25 protein-coding genes are annotated in these 24,074 nt (G+C 67.9%); 18 read left to right on the top strand and 7 right to left on the bottom strand.

From position 1 onward, the window contains the following. From folK to ACODT0_RS05225, 4 genes are all read left to right on the top strand, one after another. On the top strand, nt 1–583 hold a 583-nt coding region (folK, locus tag ACODT0_RS05240), incomplete at its 5' end, for a 2-amino-4-hydroxy-6-hydroxymethyldihydropteridine diphosphokinase (RefSeq protein ID WP_489040774.1). A 201-nt stretch (nt 584–784) separates the two neighbouring features. Beyond that, nucleotides 785–1,429 carry a DUF47 domain-containing protein gene (locus tag ACODT0_RS05235; protein WP_261208593.1) on the top strand — a complete coding sequence of 215 codons (645 nt, stop codon included), beginning with the start codon at nt 785–787 and terminating at the stop codon, nt 1,427–1,429. A gap of 13 nt (nt 1,430–1,442) precedes the next feature. Beyond that, entirely contained in the window at nt 1,443–2,453 is a 1,011-nt protein-coding gene (locus ACODT0_RS05230; RefSeq protein WP_057590651.1) for an inorganic phosphate transporter, read from the top strand. Nucleotides 2,454–2,619: 166 nt separating this feature from the next. Further along, nucleotides 2,620–3,960 (top strand): hypothetical protein, encoded by a 1,341-nt coding sequence (locus ACODT0_RS05225; RefSeq protein ID WP_489040773.1) that lies wholly within the window; start codon nt 2,620–2,622, stop codon nt 3,958–3,960. Between the two features lie 86 nt (nt 3,961–4,046). On the opposite strand, the gene ACODT0_RS05220 is transcribed toward ACODT0_RS05225, so the two are convergent. Then, nucleotides 4,047–4,412, bottom strand: a complete 366-nt coding sequence (locus ACODT0_RS05220; protein WP_489040772.1) for a hypothetical protein — start codon at nt 4,410–4,412, stop codon at nt 4,047–4,049. A gap of 407 nt (nt 4,413–4,819) precedes the next feature. Between ACODT0_RS05220 and ACODT0_RS05215 the strand changes: the two genes are divergently transcribed. Then, complete coding sequence (locus ACODT0_RS05215) at nt 4,820–6,112, top strand: porin (protein WP_057590650.1); 1,293 nt, start codon at nt 4,820–4,822, stop codon at nt 6,110–6,112. Between the two features lie 100 nt (nt 6,113–6,212). Here ACODT0_RS05215 and ACODT0_RS05210 read toward each other — a convergent pair whose 3' ends face one another. Together ACODT0_RS05210 and ACODT0_RS05205 are read right to left on the bottom strand one after the other, a co-directional pair. Then, nucleotides 6,213–6,659, bottom strand: coding sequence for an NINE protein (locus tag ACODT0_RS05210; protein WP_057590649.1), 447 nt, complete (start codon nt 6,657–6,659; stop codon nt 6,213–6,215). A 31-nt stretch (nt 6,660–6,690) separates the two neighbouring features. Then, nucleotides 6,691–7,212 (bottom strand): GNAT family N-acetyltransferase, encoded by a 522-nt coding sequence (locus ACODT0_RS05205; RefSeq protein WP_489040771.1) that lies wholly within the window; start codon nt 7,210–7,212, stop codon nt 6,691–6,693. A 217-nt stretch (nt 7,213–7,429) separates the two neighbouring features. Here ACODT0_RS05205 and rpsP point away from each other — a divergent pair, with 217 nt between their 5' ends. The 7 genes from rpsP to hisC all read left to right on the top strand — a co-directional run bounded on the left by rpsP (nt 7,430) and on the right by hisC (nt 12,593). Beyond that, nucleotides 7,430–7,693: a 30S ribosomal protein S16 gene (gene rpsP, locus ACODT0_RS05200; RefSeq protein ID WP_057590647.1), complete on the top strand. Its 264-nt coding sequence runs from the start codon at nt 7,430–7,432 to the stop codon at nt 7,691–7,693. A gap of 18 nt (nt 7,694–7,711) precedes the next feature. Continuing rightward, nucleotides 7,712–8,266, top strand: coding sequence for a ribosome maturation factor RimM (gene rimM / locus ACODT0_RS05195; RefSeq protein ID WP_057590646.1), 555 nt, complete (start codon nt 7,712–7,714; stop codon nt 8,264–8,266). Between the two features lie 29 nt (nt 8,267–8,295). Beyond that, nucleotides 8,296–9,042 (top strand): tRNA (guanosine(37)-N1)-methyltransferase TrmD, encoded by a 747-nt coding sequence (gene trmD / locus ACODT0_RS05190; protein WP_057590645.1) that lies wholly within the window; start codon nt 8,296–8,298, stop codon nt 9,040–9,042. Between the two features lie 110 nt (nt 9,043–9,152). Beyond that, nucleotides 9,153–9,533, top strand: coding sequence for a 50S ribosomal protein L19 (gene rplS / locus ACODT0_RS05185; protein WP_057590644.1), 381 nt, complete (start codon nt 9,153–9,155; stop codon nt 9,531–9,533). A gap of 135 nt (nt 9,534–9,668) precedes the next feature. After that, nucleotides 9,669–10,394 (top strand): CoA pyrophosphatase, encoded by a 726-nt coding sequence (locus ACODT0_RS05180; RefSeq protein WP_489040770.1) that lies wholly within the window; start codon nt 9,669–9,671, stop codon nt 10,392–10,394. Between the two features lie 83 nt (nt 10,395–10,477). Further along, complete coding sequence (locus tag ACODT0_RS05175) at nt 10,478–11,479, top strand: CobD/CbiB family protein (RefSeq protein ID WP_296800504.1); 1,002 nt, start codon at nt 10,478–10,480, stop codon at nt 11,477–11,479. Nucleotides 11,480–11,483: 4 nt separating this feature from the next. Further along, the gene (gene hisC / locus ACODT0_RS05170; protein WP_489040769.1) at nt 11,484–12,593 is read left to right on the top strand and encodes a histidinol-phosphate transaminase; all 1,110 of its coding nucleotides are present in this window, start codon (nt 11,484–11,486) and stop codon (nt 12,591–12,593) included. Here hisC and rsgA read toward each other — a convergent pair. Genes rsgA through ACODT0_RS05155 form a run of 3 tightly spaced genes read right to left on the bottom strand, consistent with a single transcriptional unit; the run spans nt 12,587 to nt 15,227 of the window. Continuing rightward, nucleotides 12,587–13,540 (bottom strand): ribosome small subunit-dependent GTPase A, encoded by a 954-nt coding sequence (rsgA, locus tag ACODT0_RS05165; protein WP_261208586.1) that lies wholly within the window; start codon nt 13,538–13,540, stop codon nt 12,587–12,589. The genes hisC and rsgA overlap by 7 nt on opposite strands. A gap of 15 nt (nt 13,541–13,555) precedes the next feature. Then, nucleotides 13,556–13,912 (bottom strand): 4a-hydroxytetrahydrobiopterin dehydratase, encoded by a 357-nt coding sequence (locus ACODT0_RS05160; RefSeq protein WP_057590639.1) that lies wholly within the window; start codon nt 13,910–13,912, stop codon nt 13,556–13,558. A 46-nt stretch (nt 13,913–13,958) separates the two neighbouring features. Further along, nucleotides 13,959–15,227, bottom strand: a complete 1,269-nt coding sequence (locus tag ACODT0_RS05155) for a M48 family metallopeptidase (RefSeq protein ID WP_489040768.1) — start codon at nt 15,225–15,227, stop codon at nt 13,959–13,961. A 56-nt stretch (nt 15,228–15,283) separates the two neighbouring features. On the opposite strand from ACODT0_RS05155, the gene orn reads away from it, so the two are divergent. The 5 genes from orn to ACODT0_RS05130 all read left to right on the top strand — a co-directional run bounded on the left by orn (nt 15,284) and on the right by ACODT0_RS05130 (nt 21,201). Further along, a complete protein-coding gene (gene orn, locus ACODT0_RS05150) occupies nt 15,284–15,880 on the top strand; it encodes an oligoribonuclease (protein ID WP_261208570.1) in 597 nt (198 codons plus the stop codon). A 330-nt stretch (nt 15,881–16,210) separates the two neighbouring features. Then, a complete protein-coding gene (locus ACODT0_RS05145) occupies nt 16,211–18,133 on the top strand; it encodes a DEAD/DEAH box helicase (RefSeq protein ID WP_489040767.1) in 1,923 nt (640 codons plus the stop codon). A gap of 200 nt (nt 18,134–18,333) precedes the next feature. Beyond that, nucleotides 18,334–19,407, top strand: a complete 1,074-nt coding sequence (locus ACODT0_RS05140; RefSeq protein WP_489040766.1) for an NAD/NADP octopine/nopaline dehydrogenase family protein — start codon at nt 18,334–18,336, stop codon at nt 19,405–19,407. Beyond that, nucleotides 19,397–20,395 carry a 3-hydroxybutyryl-CoA dehydrogenase gene (locus ACODT0_RS05135; RefSeq protein WP_489040765.1) on the top strand — a complete coding sequence of 333 codons (999 nt, stop codon included), beginning with the start codon at nt 19,397–19,399 and terminating at the stop codon, nt 20,393–20,395. The genes ACODT0_RS05140 and ACODT0_RS05135 overlap by 11 nt, the downstream gene beginning before the upstream one ends. Then, nucleotides 20,392–21,201 (top strand): alpha/beta fold hydrolase, encoded by an 810-nt coding sequence (locus tag ACODT0_RS05130; RefSeq protein WP_261208505.1) that lies wholly within the window; start codon nt 20,392–20,394, stop codon nt 21,199–21,201. Before ACODT0_RS05135 ends, ACODT0_RS05130 begins: the two co-directional genes overlap by 4 nt. A 4-nt stretch (nt 21,202–21,205) precedes the next feature. Here ACODT0_RS05130 and ACODT0_RS05125 read toward each other — a convergent pair whose 3' ends face one another. Beyond that, the gene (locus ACODT0_RS05125) at nt 21,206–21,697 is read right to left on the bottom strand and encodes a MarR family winged helix-turn-helix transcriptional regulator (RefSeq protein WP_057590632.1); all 492 of its coding nucleotides are present in this window, start codon (nt 21,695–21,697) and stop codon (nt 21,206–21,208) included. 198 nt (nt 21,698–21,895) lie between these two features. Between ACODT0_RS05125 and ACODT0_RS05120 the strand changes: the two genes are divergently transcribed. After that, nucleotides 21,896–24,067, top strand: a complete 2,172-nt coding sequence (locus ACODT0_RS05120) for a thiamine pyrophosphate-dependent enzyme (RefSeq protein ID WP_422097772.1) — start codon at nt 21,896–21,898, stop codon at nt 24,065–24,067. Nucleotides 24,068–24,074: the final 7 nt, after the last annotated feature.

Raw genomic sequence — 24,074 nt, 5'->3', positions numbered from 1 at the left:
CGCCGGCCCGGCCCGCAAGGGCGCCGCGCCGGCGCGCAGGCCGGCCGGTCGCTCGGGCGGCTCCGGCCCGGCCCGGCCTCCGAGCCGGTCCCGCGACGAGTACCCCACGGTCCAGGCCTTCATCGCGATCGGTGCCAACCTCGGCGATGCCGCCGCGGCGGTGCGCGCCGCGATCCTCGCCATCGGCGCGATCGAGCGCACCACCGTGACGGCCAGCTCCTCGCTCTATCGCAGCGCGCCGGTCGATGCCACCGGCCCCGACTTCATCAATGCCGTGGTCGCGGTGCGCACCGGCCTCACGGCCGAGGCGTTGCTGGCCGACCTGCAGCAGCTCGAGCTCGAGGCCGGGCGCGAGCGGCCGTTCCCGAATGCGCCACGCACCCTCGACCTCGACCTGCTGACGCACGGCAACACGGTCAAGGACACGCCCGCGCTCACGCTGCCGCATCCGCGCATGCGCGAGCGCGCCTTCGTGCTGAAGCCGCTGGCGGAGATCGCGCCCGACAAGGTGCCGCGCGCCGCGCTGGCGCGCGTGTCGAAGCAGGTCATCGAGCGGCTGCGCGACACCGATCCCCAGGCTTGAGCGCGCCGCCGGGGCGGGCCTCGATCCCGCCGGCGTCGCGCCGGTGATGCTGCTGGCGGCTGCGCGGCAGCCACGCCGCGCGCATATACAACGAAAAGATCAACCCCCCAAGGTCCGGATCGCACGATCCGCCCGTTTAAACTTCGCGGGTTTTTCATCAAGGCGTCATGAAACTGTGATTGACGTCCTCCAGGAGTCGCCATGTTCGGCAAGCTGCTGCCCCGCGAGGGCAATTTCTTCGAGATGTTCAACCAGCACGCCGAGCGCATCGTCGAGGCGGCCCGGGCGTTCGAGCAACTCGTCACCAACTACAACGACGTGCACCTGCGCGAGCAGTACAACCGCGACGTCGACAACGCCGAGCGCGCGGCCGACCGCGTCACGCACGACGTCAACCGGCTGATCCACAAGACCTTCATCACGCCGATCGACCGCGAGCAGATCCACAAGCTCATCAACACCATGGACGACGTGGCCGACCTGATCCAGGACTCGGCCGAGACCATGGCGCTGTACGACGTGCGCCACATGACCGAGGAGATCGTGCGCCTCACCACGCTGAGCGTGAAGTGCTGCGACCGCCTCAAGGACGCCGTGAAGTACCTCGGCAAGATCGCCGACCCGGCCGTGGCCGAGGCCACCCTGAAGACCTGCGAGGAGATCGACCGCCTCGAGTCCGACGCCGACCGCGTGATGCGCAGCGCCATGAGCAAGCTGTTCCGCGAGGAGCCCGACGTGCGCGAGGTCATCAAGCTCAAGGCGATCTACGAGCTGCTCGAGACGATCACCGACAAATGCGAGGACGTGGCCAACGTGATCGAGGGCATCGTCCTCGAGAACTCCTGAGCGGGCACGACCGATGGCAACGGTGCAGGTCGCCCTCTGGGTGGTGATGGTGCTGGTCGCGCTCGCGATCCTGTTCGACTTCATGAACGGCTTCCACGATGCCGCCAACTCGATCGCGACCGTGGTGTCCACGGGCGTGCTGCGGCCCGGCCAGGCCGTGGTGTTCGCCGCCTTCTTCAACCTGATCGCGATCTTCGTCTTTCATCTGAGCGTGGCCGCCACCGTGGGCAAGGGCATCGCCCAGCCCGGCGTGGTCGACGTGCATGTGGTGTTCGGCGCGCTGATCGGCGCCATCAGCTGGAACCTCGTCACCTGGTACTACGGCATCCCCAGCAGTTCCTCGCATGCGCTCATCGGCGGCATCGTCGGCGCCGTGATCGCCAAGACCGGCACCAGCGGCCTCGTCGCCTCGGGCATCTGGAAGACCGTGGCCTTCATCTTCGTCTCGCCGGTGCTGGGCTTCCTGCTCGGCTCGCTGATGATGGTGATCGTGGCCTGGACCTTCCGCCGCGCCACGCCCTCGCGCATCGACCGCTGGTTCCGGCGGCTGCAGCTGGTCTCGGCCGGCGCCTACAGCCTGGGCCACGGCGGCAACGACGCGCAGAAGACCATCGGCATCATCTGGATGCTGCTGATCGCCACCGGCTACGCCTCGGCTGGCGAGGCCGAACCGCCGACCTGGGTCATCGTGAGCTGCTATGCCGCGATCGCGCTGGGCACCATGTTCGGCGGCTGGCGCATCGTCAAGACCATGGGCCAGAAGATCACCAAGCTCAAGCCCGTGGGCGGCTTCTGCGCCGAGACCGGCGGCGCGCTTACGCTGTTCCTGGCCACCGCGCTGGGCATTCCCGTGTCGACCACCCACACCATCACCGGCGCCATCGTCGGCGTGGGCTCGGCGCAGCGCGCGAGCGCGGTGCGCTGGGGCGTGGCGGGCAACATCGTGTGGGCGTGGATCTTCACGATCCCGGCATCGGCGTTCGTGGCGGCGATTGCTTACTGGGTGAGCTGGCAGATCTTTTGAGTGTCGTGTTTCAGGTGCTGCTTCGAAGCTGCGCCTGAATCGACCTGGTCTTGCTGCTCTCTACCGCCGAAGAAACCCCAAAGCCTTCCTCTCTAGCGGGCGATTTCAGATTGCCTCTATGGTCCCAGTTCGGGGGTGGAGGTGCGTTTCTGCTGAAAAACGTTTCATGGTTGCGCTGACGATCCAGCAAAAGAAGGCGCTTGCAGGCTATCGGCGTACTTGGAAAGTCACACCCGGCGCAGGCATCGAGATATCGGATAGCGCAACCGATCGGTTCTGTGAGTTGCTTCTCCAGGACCAGCCGTGGGGTGAGATGTGGTCTGTCGACGACGTCAGGCGCCTGATCGAGGAGACGCAGACCACGGCGCTCCATTCCGAAAGTAAACAAGTCCTGGCGGACCCTGCCGTGTTGTGCAAGGAGCTGGAAGACCGCCTGCAGGCGGAGCTGGAGTCGTACCCGAGGGACTACTTCGTCTATGTGGAGCTTCCCGGGTTGGACCCCGATTTTCTCGACGAAGAGCTCCTCGTTCTTTCCGATCAGATCGCCTTGGTCAGGACCAGCGCGCCTTTCAAGAAGATCGAAAGGTTGGTGCGCCCGAATTTTCCCGTCGGCCTCGGGAATCTCTTGGCCGATGTCAGTTCGATTGAAGAGGCGCGCGAAGCGCTTCGTCCGGTCAGCGATTTTCTTTTGGAGCAAGACTCCGTCTACTTGCGAGTCACGGAATCTGGTGCATTGCTGGATTTTCTCTTCGGAGAGGAGTCGGCGCTGCTCCCGCGAGCACTCACGACGGTGAAGATCGTTGTGTTCTATGGCTTGGAAATCGGTTTGTTCAAGCGACGCGAAATCTTTCGCAGCAGACACCACGACCCCGGACCACGAACCATTGCGCATGTCGCCATTCATGCCATGCATGGCGATGAGCAGCAGCCAGAACAGATGTCGCGAGACCTTGAGAATTTCATGCGTGGCGTGACTTTCAACTACTCAGATGAAAAGCGAGACGAGCTTTCTTCGTGTCGCAACGTAGAGGCAGATCTCCAGCCTGTTGTTCGCTTTCTATCCATCCTGCGTGCCGACGCAAACGCTCAACGGATCGCCGCCGGCATCGAATGGCTGATCGACTCGCTGGTAACAACGAATCAGACACTCTCGCTGGTACAAAGCTGCATCGGTATCGAAGCCATTCTTGGTGATAGCACGCCAGGAGCGTACGAGCTGGGAATCACTGCGCGTCTTTCGGAGCGATTCGCGTACTTGATGGGGACCAGTGCAGAAAATCGCAACGCGCTACGGGATCAGTTTCGACTCGTGTTCGCGAAGAGAGGGGATCTCGTTCACGCGCGAAGGCATCGATTGCCGCCGCATGAGTTGCAGGTGGTGCAGATCGCCCAGAAGATGTTGCAGGAGCTCATTCGCAAGGAGCTGTCCTTGATGCTTGATTTGTCACCTGGTGTGCTCAGCCAAATGGATTCAATGGAGATCAAGCTCAATATGAGGCCGTTCTAGGGTGTTGGCTCGATGCGTTTGCCGCCGTAGTTGTGAGAACTCCCGAGCGTGCGGCCGCGGATCCATGCCATGCGGTCTCTGTGTAGCTACCACGCCTGAAACACGGCGCCCGGAATGACGAGCGCCGCCAGCGACGGTCCCGCGCTCTCGACCAGCGCGATGCACTCGTCTAAGGGCGCCATCTTCACCATCGAGCCTCGCCGTGCCTCGACGATAAAATCGATCTGGACCGTCCGGTCGTCGTTCACATAGAACTGAAGCGTCTCCCCGAACTGGTCGATGAGGCCGAAGAAATTCCCGGGGTGGACGAGTACACCGCGCATGTACTCCCTGATCTGCTCGAAGCCGAAGTAGGACTCGTCCTCCGGCTTCCCGAGGCCCCACCGGTCTTCGCGGTAGTCATGGTGGAACGCGACGAAGCCGGGGCGGTTTCTCTCGGGCCATTCGATCATGCGCAACTCCTTGGGGCTGGATCGACGTGCTGCGATCGACAGCAGCGGGCGAACGAGCCGTCGCTGTAGCGCGAGCCTGTCGTCGATGCGCGCAGCGCAGTGCGTTTCAGCACAACTTTCTGAGCGTGTTGTTATCGCGCCAAAGAGTCCCGTTTCCGTGAACGGACTCTAAGGGTTGTCACGGACTCTTCACCCGCGCACGAGACCATCACTGCACCCGATTGCAGATGCATCGCGTGCAACGTCGCTCGGAGCCGGTCCCACGCCGGCGCCGCATGAAACGCGATCCGATGCACGCGAGAAACCGCGGCGAGCCGCCGCGGAATCCCCGGTGTCCCCCCGTTCCGGGGTGGTTCCTCGAAGAACCGCCCAGGACGCTTGTTGTGCTTAAGAAAGAGGAAGCTGAAATGAAAAAATCCCTGGTGGCATTGGCCGCCGTGCTGGCGGCCGGCGGAGCGGCTGCTCAATCGTCGGTGACGCTGTTCGGCGTGGTCGATGCGAGCGTGAGCAACTACTCGACCAAGAGCGAGTACCGTGGCACGAACCCGCTGCTCTACGGCGCTTCGCGCAAGCAGAGCCAGACGGCCCTGGCGAACGGCAGCAGCAGCTCCAGCCGCCTCGGTTTCCGCGGCACGGAAGATCTGGGCGGTGGCCTGGCAGCGAGCTTCTGGCTCGAATCGGGCATCACCAACGATGACGGCAAGACCGGCGTGGCCGCGTTCGACCGTCGCTCCACCGTGAGCCTGTCGGGTGGCTTCGGCGAAATCCGCCTCGGTCGCGACTACACGCCCACCTACTGGAACGACAACGTGTTCGATCCCTTCGGTCTGCGTGGCGTGGGCACGAGCCTGATCAGCCGCGTCGGCGACTCGCTGTCGCGCAAGGCAGGCACCGCGCCCAACGGCGCTTCGGCCAGCGACAACTACGCGCGCGCCAGCAACAGCATCGGCTACTTCCTGCCGCCGAACCTCGGTGGCTTCTATGGCCAGTTCCAGTACGCGCTGCACGAGAACGTCAAGTTCGACGAGAACGTGATCGAGTCGCCCTCGAAGCGCGGTTCGTACTTCGGCGGCCGCGTCGGCTATGCCAACGGCCCGCTGGACGTCGCCGTTTCCTACGGCCAGGACAACAAGGACACCACGCCGCTGACCGCGACCACGGTCCTGACCCCGGCGCTGGCTTCGCAAGCGTTCAAGAACCGCATCAACACCTTCAACCTCGGCGCGAGCTACGACCTCGGCGCGGCGAAGCTGTTCGGCGAGTACTCGCAAGTCCGCAACAAGTTCGACACGGCCACCGCCCTGGGCGCCCTGACCTTCGTCGACAGCGTGACCGACAAGTACGACGGCTTCCTGCTCGGCGTCAGCGTGCCGGTGGGCCCGGGCCAGATCAAGGCTTCGTACGGCTACGTGAAGTACAAGGCCGGCCAGAACGGCTTCGTGAACCCGGCCACCGCGCTGTTCGGCAACCCCGAGCTGTCGACCAAGGCCAACCAGTTCGCGCTGGGCTACGTGCACAACCTGTCGAAGCGCACCGCCCTGTACGCCACGATCGCCCGCGTGCGCATCAAGGATGGCCAGAACAACACGGCCGTGTTCAACCGCGTGACCACCGGTGGCGCTCCGGCCTACCTGGCGACCGCCGGCTGGGCACCGCGCTCGTCGACGGGCTACGACTTCGGGCTGCGCCACAGCTTCTGATTCCCGCGTCTTTTTTGTCTCCAAGGTTTGCCACCCGGCTCTGGTCGGGTGGTTTTTTTGGTTGGTACCCGGCGTCGGCGCCGGGTGCCAATCCCCGGATCTACTGGGAAATCTTCCGTCCCTCTTCGACCTGGTGTTCGAAGTAGCGCTGGAAGCTGAACACGATGCTCGCCATGAGGATCGTGCTGCCGAAGAACAGTGCCAGCACCACCGCGCCGATGGTGGCCCAGCTCGTGCGACCCGGTTCCGCGTCGGGTGCCGCGCCCGCGTTGTAGCGCGCATTCCACTTCTCGGGCGTCATCAGGCCGTAGACGATGGCCGTGAGCGCGCAGCCGGCGATGGTGAAGCCGAGGAAAGGGATCAGCACCCAGCTCCAGCCGTCGTCCACGCCGAACATGCGCACGCGCTCGATGCCGTAGAGGCCCAGCGCGGTCGGGATCGGCAGCAGCCAGCCGAGCCAGTCGCCCAGTCCGCGCAGGTAGAAGCGGTGCAGGCCCAGCGGGCCGCCCAGGAAGGCCAGCCAGGCCGTGGTCGTCTTGCTTTTCATGCGGTGCTCGATCCTGCTTTCGTTGCTTCGTTCATTCGGGATGGGTGCTGCTGCCCGCGCCGATGCTCTTTTCCATCAGCACGACGTCGCGCCACTGGCCGAACTTCCAGCCGCAGTCCTTGAGCACGCCGACCTGGGTGAAGCCCTGGCCGCGGTGCACGCCGATCGAGCCGGCATTGGCCGAGTCGCCGATCACCGCGATCAGCTTGCGCACGCCGGCGGCCTCGGCCGCCTCGCACAGGGCGGCCAGCAGCCGAGCGCCCAGGCCCTGGCCGCGCGCGGCCTCGGCCAGGTAGATCGAGTCCTCGGCCGAGTAGCGGTAGGCCGGACGCGGCTTGAACCAGTTGCAGTAGGCGAAACCCAGCAGCGCGCCGTCGCGCTCGGCGACCAGGTAGGGCAGCCCCTTGCCCAGCACGTCGGCGCGCCGGGCGGCCATCTCGGTGGGGGAGGGCGGCTCGGTCTCGAAGGTGCCCGTGCCGTGCAGGACGTGGTGGGCGTAGATGGCGGCGATCGCCGGGATGTCGTCTTCCCGGCTGGAGCGGATCGTTGTCATGAGGGGAAATTGGGGAGGCGAAATGGCCGTAAACGGGCCGGAAACTGGCCAGTGCAGGCAAGAATTCTCGGCCGGAACGCGGTGCGGGCTATAATCGTGGGCTTTTCAGCGTGTCGCTGGCCGGGTGGCCATGTCGCGTGTCTCGACGCTGGAAGAACATCGTGAGCAGGTTTTCATCTTCAAACACGAAGGCCTGCGACCCACCCAAGGATAAATCATGGTCGTCATTCGACTCTCCCGTGGCGGTGCCAAAGGCCGTCCGTTCTTCAACATCGTCGTGTCGGACAAGCGCGTTCGCCGCGATGGCCGTTTCATCGAGCGCCTGGGTTTCTACAACCCGACCGCTAAGGAAAACGAAGAAAGCATCCGTATCGCTCAGGACCGCCTGACGTACTGGAAGAGCGTCGGCGCCCAGCCCTCGCCCACCGTCGCGCGCCTGATCCGTCAAGCCGCCGCGGCCGCTCCCAAGGCTGCCGCCTAAGCAGCCCGGCCACCGGCGATGCTGCCCGCGCTCGAAGCCGCCGAATTGCCGGCGGACGCGATCGAAGTAGGCCGCATCGCCGATGCCTGGGGCATCAAGGGCTGGTTCAAGGTCCTGCCCCATAGCGCCCAGCCCGAGGCGCTTTTTTCTTCCAAGCGCTGGTTCCTGCAGGCCCCCGGGGCTTCGGCGGCCACCGCTTTCCGGCTCGCGATCAGCGAAGCCAAGGAACATTCCGACTGCATCGTCGCCTCGTCGCGTGACGTGCCCGACCGCAACGCGGCCGAGGCGCTGCGTGGCGCGCGCGTGTTCGTGCCGCGCTCGAGCTTTCCGAGCACCGCCGACGACGAGTACTACTGGGTCGACCTGATCGGCCTCGAGGTGGTCAACCGCGAAGGCATCGTGCTCGGCGCGGTGCGCGAACTGCTCGCCACCGGCCCGCAGACCACGCTGGTGATCGCGGCCGAGCAGGACGGCAAGGCCATCGAGCGCATGGTGCCGTTCGTCTCGGCTTTCGTCGACGGCGTCGACCTCGCGGGCCGGCGCATCACGGTCGACTGGCAGCCCGACTACTGATCCCGGCCCCGCCGCCGCGGTCCGCGCGCATGCGCTTCGACATCCTCACGCTGTTTCCCGAACTGTTCGCGCCTTTCATGGCCAGCGGCGTGACGCGCCGCGCCTACGAGTCGAAGCAGGTCGAGGTGGTGCTGTGGAATCCGCGCGACTACGCGAACGGCAATTACAAGCGCGTGGACGACCGCCCGTTCGGCGGCGGCCCCGGCATGGTGATGATGGCCGAGCCGCTGTCGGCCTGCCTCGCCGCGGCGCAGGCCGCGCGCGGCGTGCCGGCGCCGGTGGTGCTGTTCTCGCCGATCGGCGAGGCGCTGCGCCACGAATCGGTCGAGCGCTGGTCGGCGAGCGAGGGCGCGGTGCTGATCTGCGGCCGCTACGAAGGCATCGACCAGCGCTTCATCGACGCCCATGTCACGCACCAGGTCAGCCTCGGCGACTTCGTGCTGTCGGGCGGCGAGATCCCGGCAATGGCGTTGCTCGACGCGGTGGCGCGGCTGCAGCCCGGCGTGCTCGGCGACGAGGCTAGCCATGTGCAGGACAGCTTCAATCCCGCGCTGGACGGCCTGCTCGACTGCCCGCACTACACGCGGCCCGAGCAGTGGAACGGGCAGGGCGTGCCGGCGCCGCTGATGTCGGGCCACCATGCGCAGATCGAGCGCTGGCGCCGCGACCAGCGGCTGGCGATCACCGCCCGAGAACGCCCCGAATTGATCGACGCGGCCCGCTCCGCCGGACGCCTGAACGCCGCCGATGAGGCGGTGCTCAAAAAAAAGCTATAATCGTGGGCTCCCCGATCCTCTGGCCGGCCGCGTCCGGTGCGAAGTCATCCCGCATGACTGCGCCAACGACGCCTTTTGTGCAGCGCGGACACGATCGATTTCAGGAAATCATGAACCTCATCCAGACTCTCGAGCAGGAAGAAATCGCCCGCCTCGGCAAGACCATCCCCGATTTCATGCCCGGTGACACGGTCATCGTCAGCGTGAACGTCGTCGAAGGCACCCGCAAGCGCGTGCAGGCCTACGAAGGCGTGGTGATCGCCAAGCGCAACCGTGGCCTCAACAGCGGCTTCACCGTGCGCAAGATCTCCAGCGGCGAAGGCGTGGAACGTACCTTCCAGACCTACAGCCCGCTGATCGCCAACATCGAAGTCAAGCGCCGCGGCGACGTGCGCCGCGCCAAGCTGTACTACCTGCGCGACCGCAGCGGCCGTTCGGCTCGCATCAAGGAAAAGCTGCCCGGCAAGTCGTCGAGCGCCGCGGCCGCGTAAGCTGCCCGCAGGCTTGCCTGTTGCGAAAAAGCCGCCGCTCTGGCGGCTTTTTGCGTTTTGCCCCCGTTTCCCTTTCGTCCGTTCACCCTTCGCCTCACGATCGATCACTTGACCGCCTCCAGCGCCGCCCCGTCCATGTCCTCCGCCACCTCCGAACCCGTCAATGCCGTCGTGCCCACGATGCTGCCGCCATTCGACCCGCGCAAGGTCCCGGTGGTGGGCGGCGGCACGGCCGACGGGCTGCCCGCGGTGGCGCTGGAGCAGCTGACGGCGCAGGCGCTGCGCGCGCGCTTCGCCTCGCCACCGCCCTGGGCGCCCGAACTGCGCCGCGAGCCGCGCATGACCGGCCGCGAGCCCGCGCAGGCAGCCGTGCTGGTGCCGATCGTGCAGCGCCCGCAGGGCCCGACCGTGCTGCTCACCGAGCGCACCGCGAACCTCTCGACCCATTCGGGACAGGTCGCGTTCCCGGGCGGCCGCGTCGATCCCGAGGACGCCAACATCGCGGCCGCCGCGCTGCGCGAGGCCTGGGAAGAGGTCGGCCTGTCGGCCAGCTACATCGAGGTGCTCGGCAGCCTGCCGACCTACACCACCGTGACCTCGTTCATCGTCACGCCGGTGGTGTCGCTGGTCGAGCCCGGCTTCGAGCTCACCATCAATCCCTACGAGGTCGCGCAGGCCTTCGAGGTGCCGCTGGGCTGGCTCATGGACCCGGCCAACCACCGCCGCCATGCCGTGCCCGCTGGCGACGGGACGCAGCGGCACTGGTACTCGATGCCCTACCAGGACGGCAGCGAGGAGCGCTTCGTCTGGGGCGCGACGGCCGGCATGCTGCGCAATCTCTACCGCTTCCTGAGCGCCTGAGCCGCCTGAAGAAACGGCGAGTTCTGTCGGCCTCATAGGCCCGCAAGCCCCGAACGACGGGGCTGTCTCGCTATCATCTCTGGATGAGCTTCTTCGCCATCCTGTGTGCGTTGCTGATCGAGCAGGTGCGGCCGCTGGCCCCGCACAACCCCGTGTATGGCGGCGTGCTCGCATGGACGCGCTGGACCAGCCGCAACTTCGACGCGGGCAAGCCGCACCATGGATGGATCGCCTGGGGTCTCGCGGTCTTCGTGCCGACGCTGCTCGCGCTCGGCATCCACTGGCTGCTGGTGCTCACGCTGGGGTTGCCGTTCGCTGTGCTCTGGAGCATCGCGGTGCTCTACGTCACGCTGGGCTTTCGCCAGTTCAGCCATCACTTCACCGACATCCGCGATGCGCTCGACGAAGGCGACGAGCCGCTGGCGCGCTCGCTGCTCGCGCACTGGCAGGGCGTGGACGCCGCCGAGCTGCCGCGCAGCGAGATCGTGCGCCACGTGATCGAGCATTCGGTGATCGCCGCGCACCGCCACGTGTTCGGCGTGCTGGCCTGGTTCTCGGTGCTCGCCGCGGTCGGCCTGGGGCCGGCCGGCGCGGTCTTCTACCGCATGAGCGAATTCGTCGCGCGCTACTGGCTGCACAAGAACGGCGCGGCCGTGCAGCCCTCGAGCGAATCGGTGCAAGAGGCCGCCGATGGCGCCTGGCATGCGATCGACTGGCTGCCCGCGCGCATCACGGCGCTGGGCTTCGCGGTGGTGGGCAGCTTCGAGGAAGCCATCGATTGCTGGCGCAACGATGCGCGCCGCTTTCCGAGCGAGAACGACGGCGTGATCCTCGCGGCCACCTCGGGCGCGGTCAACGTGCGCCTGGGCGGCGGCCGGCTACGGCCGATTCCCAGCGTCGATCCGCTGCCGCGCGCGCAGGCCGGCGAATCCTTCGCCGACACCCGTCGCACCGACAGCGGCAGCACGCCGGGCCGCGAGCCCGAGCCCGGCCACCTGCGCAGCGTGGTGGGCCTGGTCTGGCGCTCGGTCGTGATGTGGATGGTGCTGCTCGCGCTGCTCACGCTCGCGCGGCTGCTGGGCTGAGCCCATGGTCGACGCGATCGATCCGGTGGCGAAGCGCGCGCCCTCGTTCTGGAGCCCGCGCATCGCGGACCTCGAGCCCTATGTGCCCGGCGAGCAGCCGCGCATCCGGGACCTCGTGAAGCTCAACACCAACGAGAACCCGTATCCCCCGTCGCCGCGCGCCATCCAGGCGATCCGCGAGGCGGCCGAGAACGGCCTCGAGCTCTATCCCGACCCCAGCTCGCTCGCGCTGCGCGAAGCCGTCGCGCGCCGCCACGGGCTCGCGGTCGAACAGGTCTTCGCGGGCAACGGTTCCGACGAGGTGCTGGCCCACGCCTTCTTCGCCTTCTTCCAGCAGCGCGAGCCGCTGCTGATGCCCGACATCAGCTACAGCTTCTACCGCGTCTATGCGCAGCTCTACGGCATCGCCTGCGAGCAGTTGCCGGTCGACGAGGGACTGCGCATCGACGTCGATGCCATGGCCGATCGCTCGCGCGAAGGCTGCGCGGGCGTCGTGGTCGCCAATCCGAACGCCCCCACCGGCATCGGCCTGCCGCTGGCGCGCATCGAGGAACTGCTGCGCGCCTGCCCCGAGCGCGTGGTGCTGGTGGACGAGGCCTACGTCGATTTCGGCGCCGAGAGCGCGCTCTCGCTGATCCCGCACCATCCCAACCTGCTGGTGGTGCAGACGCTCTCGAAGTCGCGTTCGCTGGCCGGCCTGCGCGTGGGCTTCGCCTGCGGCCAGGCGCACCTGATCGATGCGCTGGTGCGCGTGAAGGACAGCTTCAACTCCTACCCGCTCGACCGGCTCGCGAGCGCCGGCGCCGTGGCGGCGCTCGAGGACGAGGACTGGTTCCGCAAGACGCGCGACGACGTGGTCGACACCCGCGAGGGACTGGTGCTGCAGCTCGAGGACCTGGGCTTCGAGGTGCTGCCGTCTCAGACCAATTTCGTGTTCGCGCGGCATCCATCGCGCGACGCCGCCGAACTGGCCGCCGCGCTGCGCGAGCGCGCGGTGCTGGTGCGGCACTTCCGCCAGCCGCGCATCGCGCAGTACCTGCGCATCAGCATCGGCACGCGCGCGCAGTGCAGCGTGCTGGTGGAGCGGCTGCGCGAGATCCTGCAGGCTCAGTAGCGCGTCTCGCTGAGCTCCGCGAACAGATCGCCGTAGATCCTGTAGCGCGAGGCGCTGATCGGCCCGTCGTTGGCCGCCGATTCCACGTGCGCGATCACGCCGCAGCCCGGCTCGTGCAAATGGGTGCAGTTGTAGAACTTGCACTCGCCCGCATGCTCGGCGATGTCGGGCATCAGGCCCGCGAGCTGCATCGGCGCGATGTGGTTGAGGCCGAATTCCTGGAAGCCCGGCGAGTCGATCAGCGCGGTGCTGCGCGCCGCGTCGACCCAGTACCAGGTGGTGCTGGTGGTGGTGTGCTTGCCCGAATTGAGCGCCTGCGAGATCTCGCCGGTGAGCGCGGTGGCGCCCGGCACCAGCAGGTTGATCAGCGTGCTCTTGCCCGCGCCCGAGGGGCCGAGCACCAGCGTGGTCTTGCCCGCGAGGCGCTGCGTCAGCGAGGCGTGGTCGACCTCGCCCGAGGCCTTGAGCGACAGCGGCAGCACGCCGTGGTGCATGCGCCGGTAGGGTGCGAGCTTGCGCCAGGCGCGCTCGAAGGGTTCGACCAGGTCGCTCTTGTTGAGCGCGATGATCGGCGTGATGCGCTCCGCCTCGGCCGCGATCAGGGCGCGCGCGAGCTGGTGTTCGGAGAACTCGGGCTCGGCCGCGATCAGGATCAGCACGTGGTCGAGGTTGGCCGCGAAGGACTTGGTGCGGATGTCGTCCTGGCGGTAGAACAGGTTGCGCCGCGGCACCACCTGCTCGATCGTGCCTTCGTCCTCGCTGGCCTGCCAGCGCACGCGGTCGCCGACCACGGCCTGGCTCTTCTTGCCGCGCGGATGGCAGATGCGTCGTTCGCCTTCGGGCGTCTCGACCAGGCAGTGGCGGCCGTGGCTCGCCACCACGAGGCCGTCGTGCAGCGCATCGGCCGAGGCTCGGCCCTGCTGGCGCTCGCGGCCCGGCTTAGCCAAAGGCGATCGCTCCGGTCATGCCGTGGGCGCGGCCGCCAGCAGCGCATCGGCCTGGCGTGCGCAATCGAAGTCGGTGACCGAGATGCCGCCGACGTCGTGCGTGTTGAAGCGCACCACGCAGCGGTTGTAGTGCACCGACAGGTCGGGGTGGTGGTCCTGCGTGTGGGCCACCATCGCCAGTGCATTCACGAAGGCGATGGTCTCGAAGTAGTTCGTGAAGCCGTAGGTCTTCTCGATCGCGACGTTCGCGCCGTCGCCGCTGAGCTTCCAGCCTTCGAGCCGCGCCAGCGCCGAGACGATCTCGGTCGCGCTCAGTGCCTTGCGGGGGATGGACTTCCAGTCCTTGATCTTCAACATGCTGGCGGTGCTCATGGCGCTGCTTTCAAAAGGGGCGAGGGAGACGAAGAAAAGATGGCGCTCAGGCGGTCGCCAGCATGCGCGCGAGGCGCTCGGATGCGGGCGGGTGGGAGTAGTAGAACTTGACGAACACCGGGTCGGGGGTGAGCGTGGAGGCGTTGTCCTGGTAGAGCTTGAGCAGCGCGGCCGAGAGGTCGGCGCCGCTGGTCTGCGCGATGGCGTAGGCGTCGGCCTCGAACTCGTGCCTGCGCGACAGCCGCGCCGACAGCGGCGCGACGAAGAAGCCGAACACCGGCGCCGCGAGCATGAACAGCAGCAGCGCCAGCGCGCTGTTGGGCGCCGCCGTCGACATGTTGGGCTGCACGCCCAGGCCGGTGTAGAACCAGGCCTGGGTCGAGACCCAGCCCAGCAGTGCGAAGCCCGCGAGGCTCAGCGCGAACATCGCGACCAGCCGCTTGACGATGTGGCGGTGCTTGAAGTGGCCGAGCTCGTGCGCGAGCACCGCCTCGACCTCGCCGGCGTTGAGCTGGCGCAGCAGGGTGTCGTAGAACACCACGCGCTTGCTGGCACCGAAGCCGGTGAAGTAGGCGTTGGCATGCGCGCTGCGGCGGCTGCCGTCCATCACGAACAGGCCCTTGGCGCGGAAGCCGCAGCGGCTCATGAGCGCGGTGACGCGGGCCTTGAGCGTCGGGTCGTCGAGCGGCTGGAACTTGTTGAAGATCGGCGCGATGAACATCGGGTAGACCAGCATCAGCAGCAGGTTGAAGCCCATCCACGCGGCCCAGGCCCAGAGCCACCACAGCGTGCCCGTGGCGCCCATGATCCACAGGATCAGCGCCGCGATCGGCAGCCCGATGGCCGCGCCGACCAGCGTCGAGACGACCGTGTCGCGCAGCCACAGGCCCCAGGTCATCTTGTTGAAGCCGAAGCGCTCCTCGAGCCTGAAGGTCTGCCACAGCGTGAACGGGAGTTCGAGCAGGCCGCCGATGGCCGCGAAGGCTGCCAGCAGCGCCAGCTGCTGCACCATGCCGCCGCCGAGCCAGGCCAGCAGCAGCTTGTTGAGCAGGTCGAGGCCGCCGAGCAGGGTCCAGCCCAGCAGCAGCGCCGTGCTCCAGGCCATCTCTATCAGCCCGAAGCGCGCCTTCGCCACCGTGTAGTCGGCCGCCTTCTGGTGCGCCGAGAGGCTGATCGTCTGCGCGAAGGCCTCGGGCACCTCGCCGCGATGCCGCGCCACGTGCCGCACCTGCCGCGAGGCCAGCCAGAACTTCACGAGCAGGCCGGCCACCAGCGCGGCGGCGAAGGCGAGGGTGAAGAGAAGCGAATAGGACATGCGCGCGAGTTTAGTCCTGGGCCCAAGCCCTTCGGACCATCGGCGACAATCCCTCGATGCCCGAATCCACCGCCTCCACGGCCGCCGCAGCGGTCCCCACCCTGAAGAAAAGCGACCAGAACCTGGTCTGGCTCGATTGCGAGATGAGCGGGCTCGATCCCGAGAAGGAACGGCTGCTCGAAATCGCCGTGGTCATCACCGGCCCCGACCTCACGCCGCGCATCGACGGCCCGGTGCTGGTCATCCACCAGAGCGACGCCGTGCTCGACGGCATGGATGCCTGGAACAAGGGCACGCACGGCCGCAGCGGCCTGATCGACAAGGTCAAGGCCTCCACCGTCGACGAGGCCGCTGCCGAGCAGCAGCTGATCGAATTCATCGCGCGCTACGTGCCCAAGAGCGGCTCGCCGATGTGCGGCAACACCATCGGCCAGGACCGGCGCTTCCTGGTCAAGTACATGCCCAGGCTCGAGGCCTACTTCCACTACCGCAACCTCGACGTCAGCACGCTCAAGGAGCTCGCCAAGCGCTGGAAGCCCGCGGCCTACAACGCCTTCAAGAAGCAGCAGGCCCACACGGCGCTGGCCGACGTGCACGAATCGATCGAGGAACTGGCGCACTACCGCGAGACCTTCCTGCGCCTGACCGACTGAGGCCTGGCGGCCGGAACAACGGCCGAATATCCGATTGCGCACGGGGATTAGGTAAAAACCCCGATGCATGTCATAATCGTGGGCTTCGCTGACCGGGGTGCCCGGCCATTCTTTCAAAAAGGATGGCGCGTGCATGAGCAGAATCGGTTCCCCGCCGGCATATCCCGCATCTCCCTATCTTGCACACCGCGCCCGATCGCATGGATCGATCAAAAAGGGCCGCAGCCTCGGGTTTCAGAACCGGAAGCTGAATGTCGTTGGATGGTTGATGTTTTTAACCACCAACGGGGCGCCGCCCACGGCAGCGCTCGCGTTTGAAATTTGACATTCATGACCGACGCTTTTGAAGCGCAGGGCGAGCTCGCGCCTGTGCAATCGATTCACAACAACGAATTCTCCGCTGTCACCTCCGAAGTGCCCGTGCTCGAGGCGCTCGACGCCGCCAGCACCGAGGCCAACGAAGTCCTCGAGGTCGCCGATCAGGACGCGCAGACGTCCGACGCGCCCGAGGCACCGCGCGGCCCCAACGGATTCATTCCGCTGGGCCTCGCTCCCGAACTGATCGCCGCCGTCGAGGACCTGGGCTTCCACCAGCCCACGACCGTGCAGGAAAAGGTGATCCCGCTGGCCCGCGGCGATGAATCGGCCCGTTTCGTCGACCTGATGGTCTCGAGCCAGACCGGCAGCGGCAAGACCGCGGCCTTCCTGCTGCCCGTGCTGCACACGCTGATCCGCCGCCAGGCCGAAGGAGCCGCCGCCGAGCGCGCCGAATTCGAGCGCCTGACGGCCGAAGCCGCCGAACGCGGCGAAGCGCCGCCCAAGCGGCCCAAGCGCGTCAACCCGACCAGCAACCGCAACTTCAAGGCCGCCACGCCCGGCGCCCTGGTGCTGTGCCCGACGCGCGAACTCGCGCAGCAGGTCGCGCACGACGCCATCGAGCTGGTGCGCCACTGCCGCGGCCTGCGCATCGCCAACGTGGTGGGCGGCATGCCCTACCAGTTGCAGATCGCGCGCCTGCAGAACGCCGACCTCGTGGTCGCCACGCCGGGCCGCCTGCTCGACCTGCAGCGCTCGATGCAGATCAAGCTCGACAAGGTCAAGTTCCTGGTGGTCGACGAGGCCGACCGCATGCTCGACCTGGGCTTCGCCGACGACCTGGCCGAAGTCAACCAGCTCACCATCGAGCGCCAGCAGACCATGATGTTCAGCGCCACCTTCGCGCCGCGCATCCAGCAACTGGCCACCCGCGTGATGCGCGAACCGCAGCGCGTGACCATCGACAGCCCGCAGGAAAAGCACGCCAACATCAAGCAGGTGCTGTTCTGGGCCGACAACGCCACCCACAAGCGCAAGCTGCTCGACCACTGGCTGCGCGACACCAGCATCAACCAGGCGATCGTGTTCGCCAGCACCCAGGTCGAGTGCGACGGCCTCGCCAACGACCTGCAGCAGGACGGCTTCAGCGCCGTGGCGCTGCACGGCGCGCTGAGCCAGGGCCTGCGCAACCGCCGCCTGATGGCGCTGCGCCAGGGCCAGGTCCAGATCCTGGTGGCGACCGACGTGGCCGCGCGCGGCATCGACGTGCCGACCATCACCCACGTCTTCAACTTCGGCCTGCCGATGAAGGCCGAGGACTACACCCACCGCATCGGCCGTACCGGCCGTGCCGGCCGCGATGGCCTGGCGATCACCTTCGCCGAGTTCCGCGACCGCCGCCGCATCATGGACATCGAGCAGTACAGCCGCCAGCAGTTCAAGGCCGAGGTGATCCCCGGCATGGAGCCGCAGCAGCGCATGCCGCAATCGCGCCCGCAGGGCGACTTCGGCGGCCGCGGCCGTGGCGGCGATCGTCGCCAGGGCAACGGCGGTGGTGGCTACCGCAGCGGCAACGGCGGCGGCTATGCCAACGCCAGCGGCTTCAACGACCGCAATGCACGCGGCCCGGCCGGCGGCGCGCCGCGCGGCGGCTTCGGCGGTGGCCAGAACGCCGGTTTCGGCGGCGGCCGCGACCGTGACGAGTCGGCCGGCTTCGGCCGCAAGCCGGGTTGGGGCGACAGCGCACCGCGCGGCAATGCCGGCGGCAGCCGCAACGAAGGCTTCGGCGCCCGCAGCGGCGGCCCGCGCAACGAAGGCGGTTTCGCGCCGCGCAACGACGGCTTCGCGCCCCGTAAGGGCCCGGGCCACGCCGGCGGCCCCGGCAAGGTGTTCGTGCCGCGCGACGCGCAGAAGCGCGCGTTCAAGCCCAGCCGCTGATCGCTTCCTCCCCTTCGCAAAGCCCGCGTTCTCCGGATCGCGGGCTTTTTGCATTGGGGGTTTGCGAGCAGTCGAAGGCGCCGATTTTGATTGACGTCTGAATTGATGAAAAGTAATGTATTGGACGCGCGCAGTCCTGCATTCCGGTTCCGCATCGTCGGTGGCCGGTTCATCAACCTCAGCTTTTCGACCCTTCGACCATGAAAATCGCGATCCTGGGTGGCGGCCATGGGGCCTATGCGGCCGCCGCCGATCTGTCCGAAGCCGGGCATGAAGTGCGGCTGTGGCGCCGCGACGCGGCCGCGCTGCAGCCGGTCATCGACAGCGGCAGCATCGTGCTCAAGGATGCGCGCGGCGTGCGCGAGGTGCCGATCGCGCTGCCCACCGCCGACATCGGCGCGGCGCTGCGCGATGCGGAACTCATTGTGCTGCCGACCCCGGCCATCGCGCAGGACTTCATCGCGCGCGCCATGGCGCCGCACCTGGTCGACGGCCAGGTGGTGTTCCTGCCGCCCGGCACCTTCGGCAGCTACGTGATGGCGCGCACCGTGCGCGAGGCCGGCAACCGCGCCGACGTGGCCTGGGCCGAGACCGGCACCTTGCCCTACCTGGCGCGCAAGCATGGCGAGCGCGAGGTCAACGTCACGATCCGCGCGATCCGCCTGCCCACCGGCGTCTATCCGGCACGCAAGGCCGCGCAGGCGATCGACATCATCCGCGTGGCCTACCCGAGCGTGCACGGCTGCGGCGACGCGCTCTCGGGTGCGCTGATGAATGCCGGCCCCGTCATCCATCCGCCGCTGATGGTGATGAATGCCGCGCCGCTGCAGCACTTCGAGCGCTGGGACATCCACAACGAAGGCACGCAGCCCGCGGTGCGCGCCGTGACCGACCGGCTCGACCGCGAGCGCATCGCGGTGCGCGAGGCCTTCGGCCACGGCGGCCCGCACTATCCGCTGGCCGACCACTACGACAACGATCGCTGGATGTACGGCGATGCCCACAAGCAGCTCGTGAAGTCGGGCGACTGGCGCGAGAACATCGACCTGCACGGCCACCGCTACATCACCGAGGACACCGAGCTCGGCCTGGCCTTCCTCGCCTCGGCCGCAAGGCATGCAGGCGTCGATGCGCCGATCGCGCACGGTCTGCTCGCGATCGTCGGCGGCTTCCTCGGCCGCGACCTGCGTCAGGGGCCGCGCAGCTTCGAGTCCCTGGGCCTCGCGGACCTGTCGGCCGACGCGCTGCGCCAGAGGCTGCACGATGGCGAATGAGCCGGTCCGCTTCGCCGCGGTCGGCGCGGGGCGCATGGGCCGCGGCATCGCGATCGCCTTCGCCTACGCGGGCCACCGCATCGCGCTGGTCGACCTGCGCGTGCGCAGCGAGGAGGCCTGGCACAAGTTGCACGACGAGGCACGGCAGGAGATCGCCGCCAGCCTCGCGGGCCTGGCCCAGCTCGGCGTGATCGATGCGGCGCAGGCCGAGGCCATCGCCGCGCGCGTGCAGTACGTGCGCGCCGCGCAGGCACCGGCGGCGCTCGCGCAGGCCGAGCTGGTGTTCGAGGGCGTGCCCGAAACGCTGGCGGCCAAGCGCGAGGCCTTCGAACAGATCAATGCCCATTGCCGCGACGACGCGATCCTGACCTCGACCACCAGCAGCATCCTGGTCACGCAGCTCGCGGCGCTGGTGCGCAGGCCCGAGCGCTTCCTCAACATGCACTGGCTCAACCCGGCCTACGTGATCCCGGTGGTCGAACTGAGCTGCCACCCGGGCACCGACCCCGCCGTGCTGGCGCGCACGCGCGAGATCATGGAGGCGATCGGCAAGCTGCCCGTGGTGTGCGGGCCCACGCCCGGCTACATCGTTCCGCGGCTGCAGGCGCTGATCATGAACGAGGCCGCGCGCATGATCGAGGAGGGGGCCGCCACCGCCGAGGAGATCGACAAGGCCACGCGCCACGGCCTGGGCCTGCGCTTCGCGGCGCTCGGCGTGGTCGAGTTCATCGACTTCGGCGGCTGCGACATCCTGCACCACGCGAGCCGCGAGATGTCGGCCTCGATCGACAAGGGACGCTACACCGCGCCGGCCATCGTCGACCGCATGGTGGAGGAGGGGCGGCTCGGCCTCAAGAGCGGCAGCGGCTTCTATGCCTACGAAGGCACCGACACCGCGGCCTATCGCCGCGACGTGCTCTCGCGCACGCTCGGCATGCTGCGCCATGCGGGCCTCTGGCGGCCCGCGGCCGAACGCACACTGCCATGACGCCGGCCATCCGCCGCGCCTTCGCCGATCTGTCGGTCGGTCAGGTGCACTACGCGAGCTGCGGCGCCATCGATGCACCGCCCGTGCTGCTGCTGCATCAATCGCCGCGCAGCTGGCGCGAGTACGAGACGGTGCTGCCACTGCTCGGCGCGCGGCATCGCGCGGTCGCGATGGACACCGTGGGCTTCGGCGATTCGGCCGCGGGCGGCGAGCCCGCCTCGATCGCGCACTGGGCCCGCGTCGCGGCCGAGCTGCTCGATGCGCTGCGCATCGAACGCGTCGCCGTGGTCGGCCATCACACGGGCGGCGTGATCGCGATCGAACTCGCGGCCGCGCTCGGCGAGCGCGTGCGCGCGCTGGTGCTGTCCTCGACGCCCTACACCGACGAAGCCTTTCGCCGCGCGCGCGCCGAGCGTCCGCCGATCGACGAGGTCGAGCCCAGCGAAGACGGCAGCCATCTCGCGGCACTGTGGGGCAAGCGGCAGGGCTTCTATCCGCCGAACCGGCCCGAGCTGCTCGAGGCCTTCGTGCTCGATGCGCTCAAGGTCGGCCGGCGGCTCGAGGAAGGCCATCGCGCCGTGGCCTCGTACCGCATGGAAGAACGCATCGATCGCGTGACGCAGCCCGTGCTGATCGTGCGCGCGCCCGAGGATCCGTTCGCTTCGCCGCATGCGCAGGAACTCGCGCGGCATCTGCGCCACGCGGCCAGCGTGCGCATCGCCGACATCGAAGGCGGCATGGTGCCGCTGCCCGACCAGTTGCCCGAGGCCTTCGCGCGCTGCGTGGGCGACTTCCTCGCGCGCTGAGCCTTCAGCGTTCCTCGTCGTCCTCGTCCTGCGCCGCATCCGACGGCGCATGCGCATGCAGCTGGATCATCAGCCGCAGCGTGTTCTTGAGTTCCTCCGCGCGCGTGAGGCCGAAGGGCTCGAGCACGCGGCGCTCGTGCTCGCTCGCGAGCTGCATCAGATGCTCCACCTTGGCCGCACCCTTGCGGGTGATGCGCACCAGCGTGATGCGGCGATCGCTCTCATGGGGAATGCGCTCGACCTGGCCCTGCGTTTCCATGCGGTCGAGCAGCCGCGTCACGGTCGGCTGCTTGGTCACGGTGATCTGCGCGAGCCGGCCGATGCTCACCGCATCGCCGCCCGCGAGCGAGGCCATCACGCGCCACTCCGACACCGAGAAACCCTCCTGCCGCGCCACCTCGTGGAACTCCGAGGAGATCAGCTGGCTCGCCTGCGCGAGCAGCGCGGGCAGGTAGTTGTCGACGAAGCGCTGCGGCTTCTTTTCAGTGCTTCCCATGCGTTCTCCCGATGCACATCGAACGACCCGAAAGTGGCACGCGGCTTGCGTGTCTAGGGTTATTCATGATTGTGGATAGATTCATTTCTAAACAGTATACGTACCAAGGCCCGTACAAGCACTCATCGCTTTTCTGCAGGTGATGCATGAACGGGCCACCGCCCACACGGTGACGTCGATCCAGGAAAAGAGCAAGCCATGGCCGAGCGTTCGTTTGTCGAAGAAGTGAAGAAACTGCGGCTGTCCGCCGGTGAAGTGTTCCGCGGCGAAGGCATCCTCGCCGTCACCAAGGCGCTGCTCGAATCGGGCGTGTCGTACGTCGCGGGCTACCAGGGCGCGCCGATCTCGCACCTGATGGACGTGCTGGCCGACGCGCAGGACATCCTCGCCGACCAGGGCATCCGCTTCGAGAACAGCGCGAGCGAGGCCACGGCCGCCGCCACGCTCGCGGCTTCGGTCAACTATCCGCTGCGCGGCGCCGTGACCTTCAAGGCCACGGTCGGCACCAACGTCGCATCCGATGCGCTGGCCAACCTCGCCTCGGGTGGCGTGACCGGCGGCGCGCTGGTGATCGTGGGCGAGGACTACGGCGAAGGCTCCTCGATCATGCAGGAGCGCAGCCATGCCTTCGCGATGAAGTCGCAGATGTGGCTGCTCGACCCGCGGCCCAACCTGCCGAGCATCGTCGAGGCCGTGAAGCAGGGCTTCGAGCTCTCCGAGGCCAGCAGCACGCCGGTGATGCTGCAGCTGCGCATCCGCGCCTGCCACGTGCACGGCCAGTTCGTCGCCGCCGACAACCGCCGCGCCGCCTACTCGGTGCAGGAGGCGGCCGAGAACCCGCGGCGCGACGTGAGCCGCATCGTGCTGCCGCCCGCGAGCTTCGTGCACGAGCAGGAGAAGGTGAAGGAGCGCTGGCCCGCGGCCGTGCGCTTCATCGAGGAACGCGGCCTCAACGAGTTCTTCGCCGACGGCGCCGACGACATCGGCATCGTGGTGCAGGGCGGCAGCTACAACACGCTGGTGCGCGCGCTCGAGCGCCTGGGCCTGGCCGACGTCTACGGCAACAGCCGCATCCCGCTGTACGTGATGAACGTCGCCTATCCGGTGATCGACAGCGAGGTGGTGCGCTTCTGCGAAGGCAAGCGCGCGGTGCTGATGGTGGAGGAGGGCCAGCCCAACTTCATCGAGCAGAACATCGCGACCATCCTGCGCCAGCGCGGCGTGACCACCGCGCTGCACGGCAAGGACATGCTGCCGGTGGCCGGCGAGTACACGGCCGCCGAGCTGCTGCAGGGCGCGCGCGTCTTCTGCGAGCGCTACGGCCGCCTCGCGCCGCAACCGGCCGCGCCCGTGCCGGCCCCGGTGCGCAAGGTGATCCCGCTGATCGAACTGCCGGGCGAGCCGGCCGCGCCGCTGGCCGACAGCGTGCACGCGCGCCCGCCGGGCTTCTGCACCGGCTGCCCCGAGCGCCCGATCTTCAGCGCGATGAAGCTGGTCGAGCGCGAGCTCGGTCCGCACCACGTGAGCGCCGACATCGGCTGCCACCTGTTCTCGATCCTGCCGCCGTTCCACATCGGCAACACCACCATGGGCTACGGCCTCGGCGGCGCGGGCGCGGCCGCCATGGGCGCGCCGCGCGGCAAGCGCGCGATCGCGATGATGGGCGACGGCGGCTTCTGGCACAACGGCCTCACGAGCGGCGTCGCCAACGCGGTGTTCAACCAGAGCGACAACCTCACGATCGTCGTCGACAACAACTACACCTCGGCCACCGGCGGGCAGGACATCCTGTCGTCGAAGGCCGTCAACGCCACCCGCAGCACCGGCCACGCGATCGAGCGCGCGGTGCGCGGCGTGGGCGTGAACTGGGTGCGCACCATCCGCCGCACCTACGACGTGGCCGGCATGCGCGACGCGCTCAAGGAGGCGCTGACCACCAAGGAGAAGGGCCCGAAGGTCCTGATCGCGCAGTCCGAGTGCATGCTCAACAAGCAGCGGCGCGAGAAGCCGCTGGTGCGCAAGGCCATCGCCGACGGCAAGCGCATGGTGCGCGAGAAGTTCGGCGTCGATGCCGACACCTGCACCGGCGACCACTCCTGCATCCGGCTTTCGGGCTGCCCCTCGCTGTCGATCAAGACCAATCCCGATCCGCTGCGCACCGACCCGGTCGCCACCGTGCTCGAGAGCTGCGTGGGCTGCGGCAACTGCGGCGACGTCTCGCACGCGGCCGTGCTCTGCCCCTCGTTCTACAAGGCGCGCATCGTCAGCAATCCCACCGGCTGGGACCGGCTGCGCGAGCGCGTGCGCGGCGCCGTCATCGGCTGGCTGCAGCGCGGCGCTGCGCGCCGGCGCGAGGCCTATTCGTTCTGAGCGCGCC

The organism is Variovorax sp. FG153, from assembly GCF_057809595.1.
This window is presented reverse-complemented; position numbering and strand designations above follow the sequence as displayed.

Excerpts from the sequence above, each read along its gene's own strand:
- ACODT0_RS05235 (WP_261208593.1), top strand. The coding sequence starts at position 785 with ATGTTCGGCAAGCTGCTGCCCCGCGAGGGCAATTTCTTCGAGATGTTC.
- ACODT0_RS05230 (WP_057590651.1), top strand. The coding sequence starts at position 1,443 with ATGGCAACGGTGCAGGTCGCCCTCTGGGTGGTGATGGTGCTGGTCGCG.
- ACODT0_RS05225 (WP_489040773.1), top strand. The coding sequence starts at position 2,620 with ATGGTTGCGCTGACGATCCAGCAAAAGAAGGCGCTTGCAGGCTATCGG.
- ACODT0_RS05220 (WP_489040772.1), bottom strand. The coding sequence starts at position 4,412 with ATGATCGAATGGCCCGAGAGAAACCGCCCCGGCTTCGTCGCGTTCCAC.
- ACODT0_RS05215 (WP_057590650.1), top strand. The coding sequence starts at position 4,820 with ATGAAAAAATCCCTGGTGGCATTGGCCGCCGTGCTGGCGGCCGGCGGA.
- ACODT0_RS05210 (WP_057590649.1), bottom strand. The coding sequence starts at position 6,659 with ATGAAAAGCAAGACGACCACGGCCTGGCTGGCCTTCCTGGGCGGCCCG.
- ACODT0_RS05205 (WP_489040771.1), bottom strand. The coding sequence starts at position 7,212 with ATGACAACGATCCGCTCCAGCCGGGAAGACGACATCCCGGCGATCGCC.
- rpsP (WP_057590647.1), top strand. The coding sequence starts at position 7,430 with ATGGTCGTCATTCGACTCTCCCGTGGCGGTGCCAAAGGCCGTCCGTTC.
- rimM (WP_057590646.1), top strand. The coding sequence starts at position 7,712 with ATGCTGCCCGCGCTCGAAGCCGCCGAATTGCCGGCGGACGCGATCGAA.
- trmD (WP_057590645.1), top strand. The coding sequence starts at position 8,296 with ATGCGCTTCGACATCCTCACGCTGTTTCCCGAACTGTTCGCGCCTTTC.
- rplS (WP_057590644.1), top strand. The coding sequence starts at position 9,153 with ATGAACCTCATCCAGACTCTCGAGCAGGAAGAAATCGCCCGCCTCGGC.
- ACODT0_RS05180 (WP_489040770.1), top strand. The coding sequence starts at position 9,669 with ATGTCCTCCGCCACCTCCGAACCCGTCAATGCCGTCGTGCCCACGATG.
- ACODT0_RS05175 (WP_296800504.1), top strand. The coding sequence starts at position 10,478 with ATGAGCTTCTTCGCCATCCTGTGTGCGTTGCTGATCGAGCAGGTGCGG.
- hisC (WP_489040769.1), top strand. The coding sequence starts at position 11,484 with ATGGTCGACGCGATCGATCCGGTGGCGAAGCGCGCGCCCTCGTTCTGG.
- ACODT0_RS05160 (WP_057590639.1), bottom strand. The coding sequence starts at position 13,912 with ATGAGCACCGCCAGCATGTTGAAGATCAAGGACTGGAAGTCCATCCCC.
- ACODT0_RS05155 (WP_489040768.1), bottom strand. The coding sequence starts at position 15,227 with ATGTCCTATTCGCTTCTCTTCACCCTCGCCTTCGCCGCCGCGCTGGTG.
- orn (WP_261208570.1), top strand. The coding sequence starts at position 15,284 with ATGCCCGAATCCACCGCCTCCACGGCCGCCGCAGCGGTCCCCACCCTG.
- ACODT0_RS05145 (WP_489040767.1), top strand. The coding sequence starts at position 16,211 with ATGACCGACGCTTTTGAAGCGCAGGGCGAGCTCGCGCCTGTGCAATCG.
- ACODT0_RS05140 (WP_489040766.1), top strand. The coding sequence starts at position 18,334 with ATGAAAATCGCGATCCTGGGTGGCGGCCATGGGGCCTATGCGGCCGCC.
- ACODT0_RS05135 (WP_489040765.1), top strand. The coding sequence starts at position 19,397 with ATGGCGAATGAGCCGGTCCGCTTCGCCGCGGTCGGCGCGGGGCGCATG.
- ACODT0_RS05130 (WP_261208505.1), top strand. The coding sequence starts at position 20,392 with ATGACGCCGGCCATCCGCCGCGCCTTCGCCGATCTGTCGGTCGGTCAG.
- ACODT0_RS05125 (WP_057590632.1), bottom strand. The coding sequence starts at position 21,697 with ATGGGAAGCACTGAAAAGAAGCCGCAGCGCTTCGTCGACAACTACCTG.
- ACODT0_RS05120 (WP_422097772.1), top strand. The coding sequence starts at position 21,896 with ATGGCCGAGCGTTCGTTTGTCGAAGAAGTGAAGAAACTGCGGCTGTCC.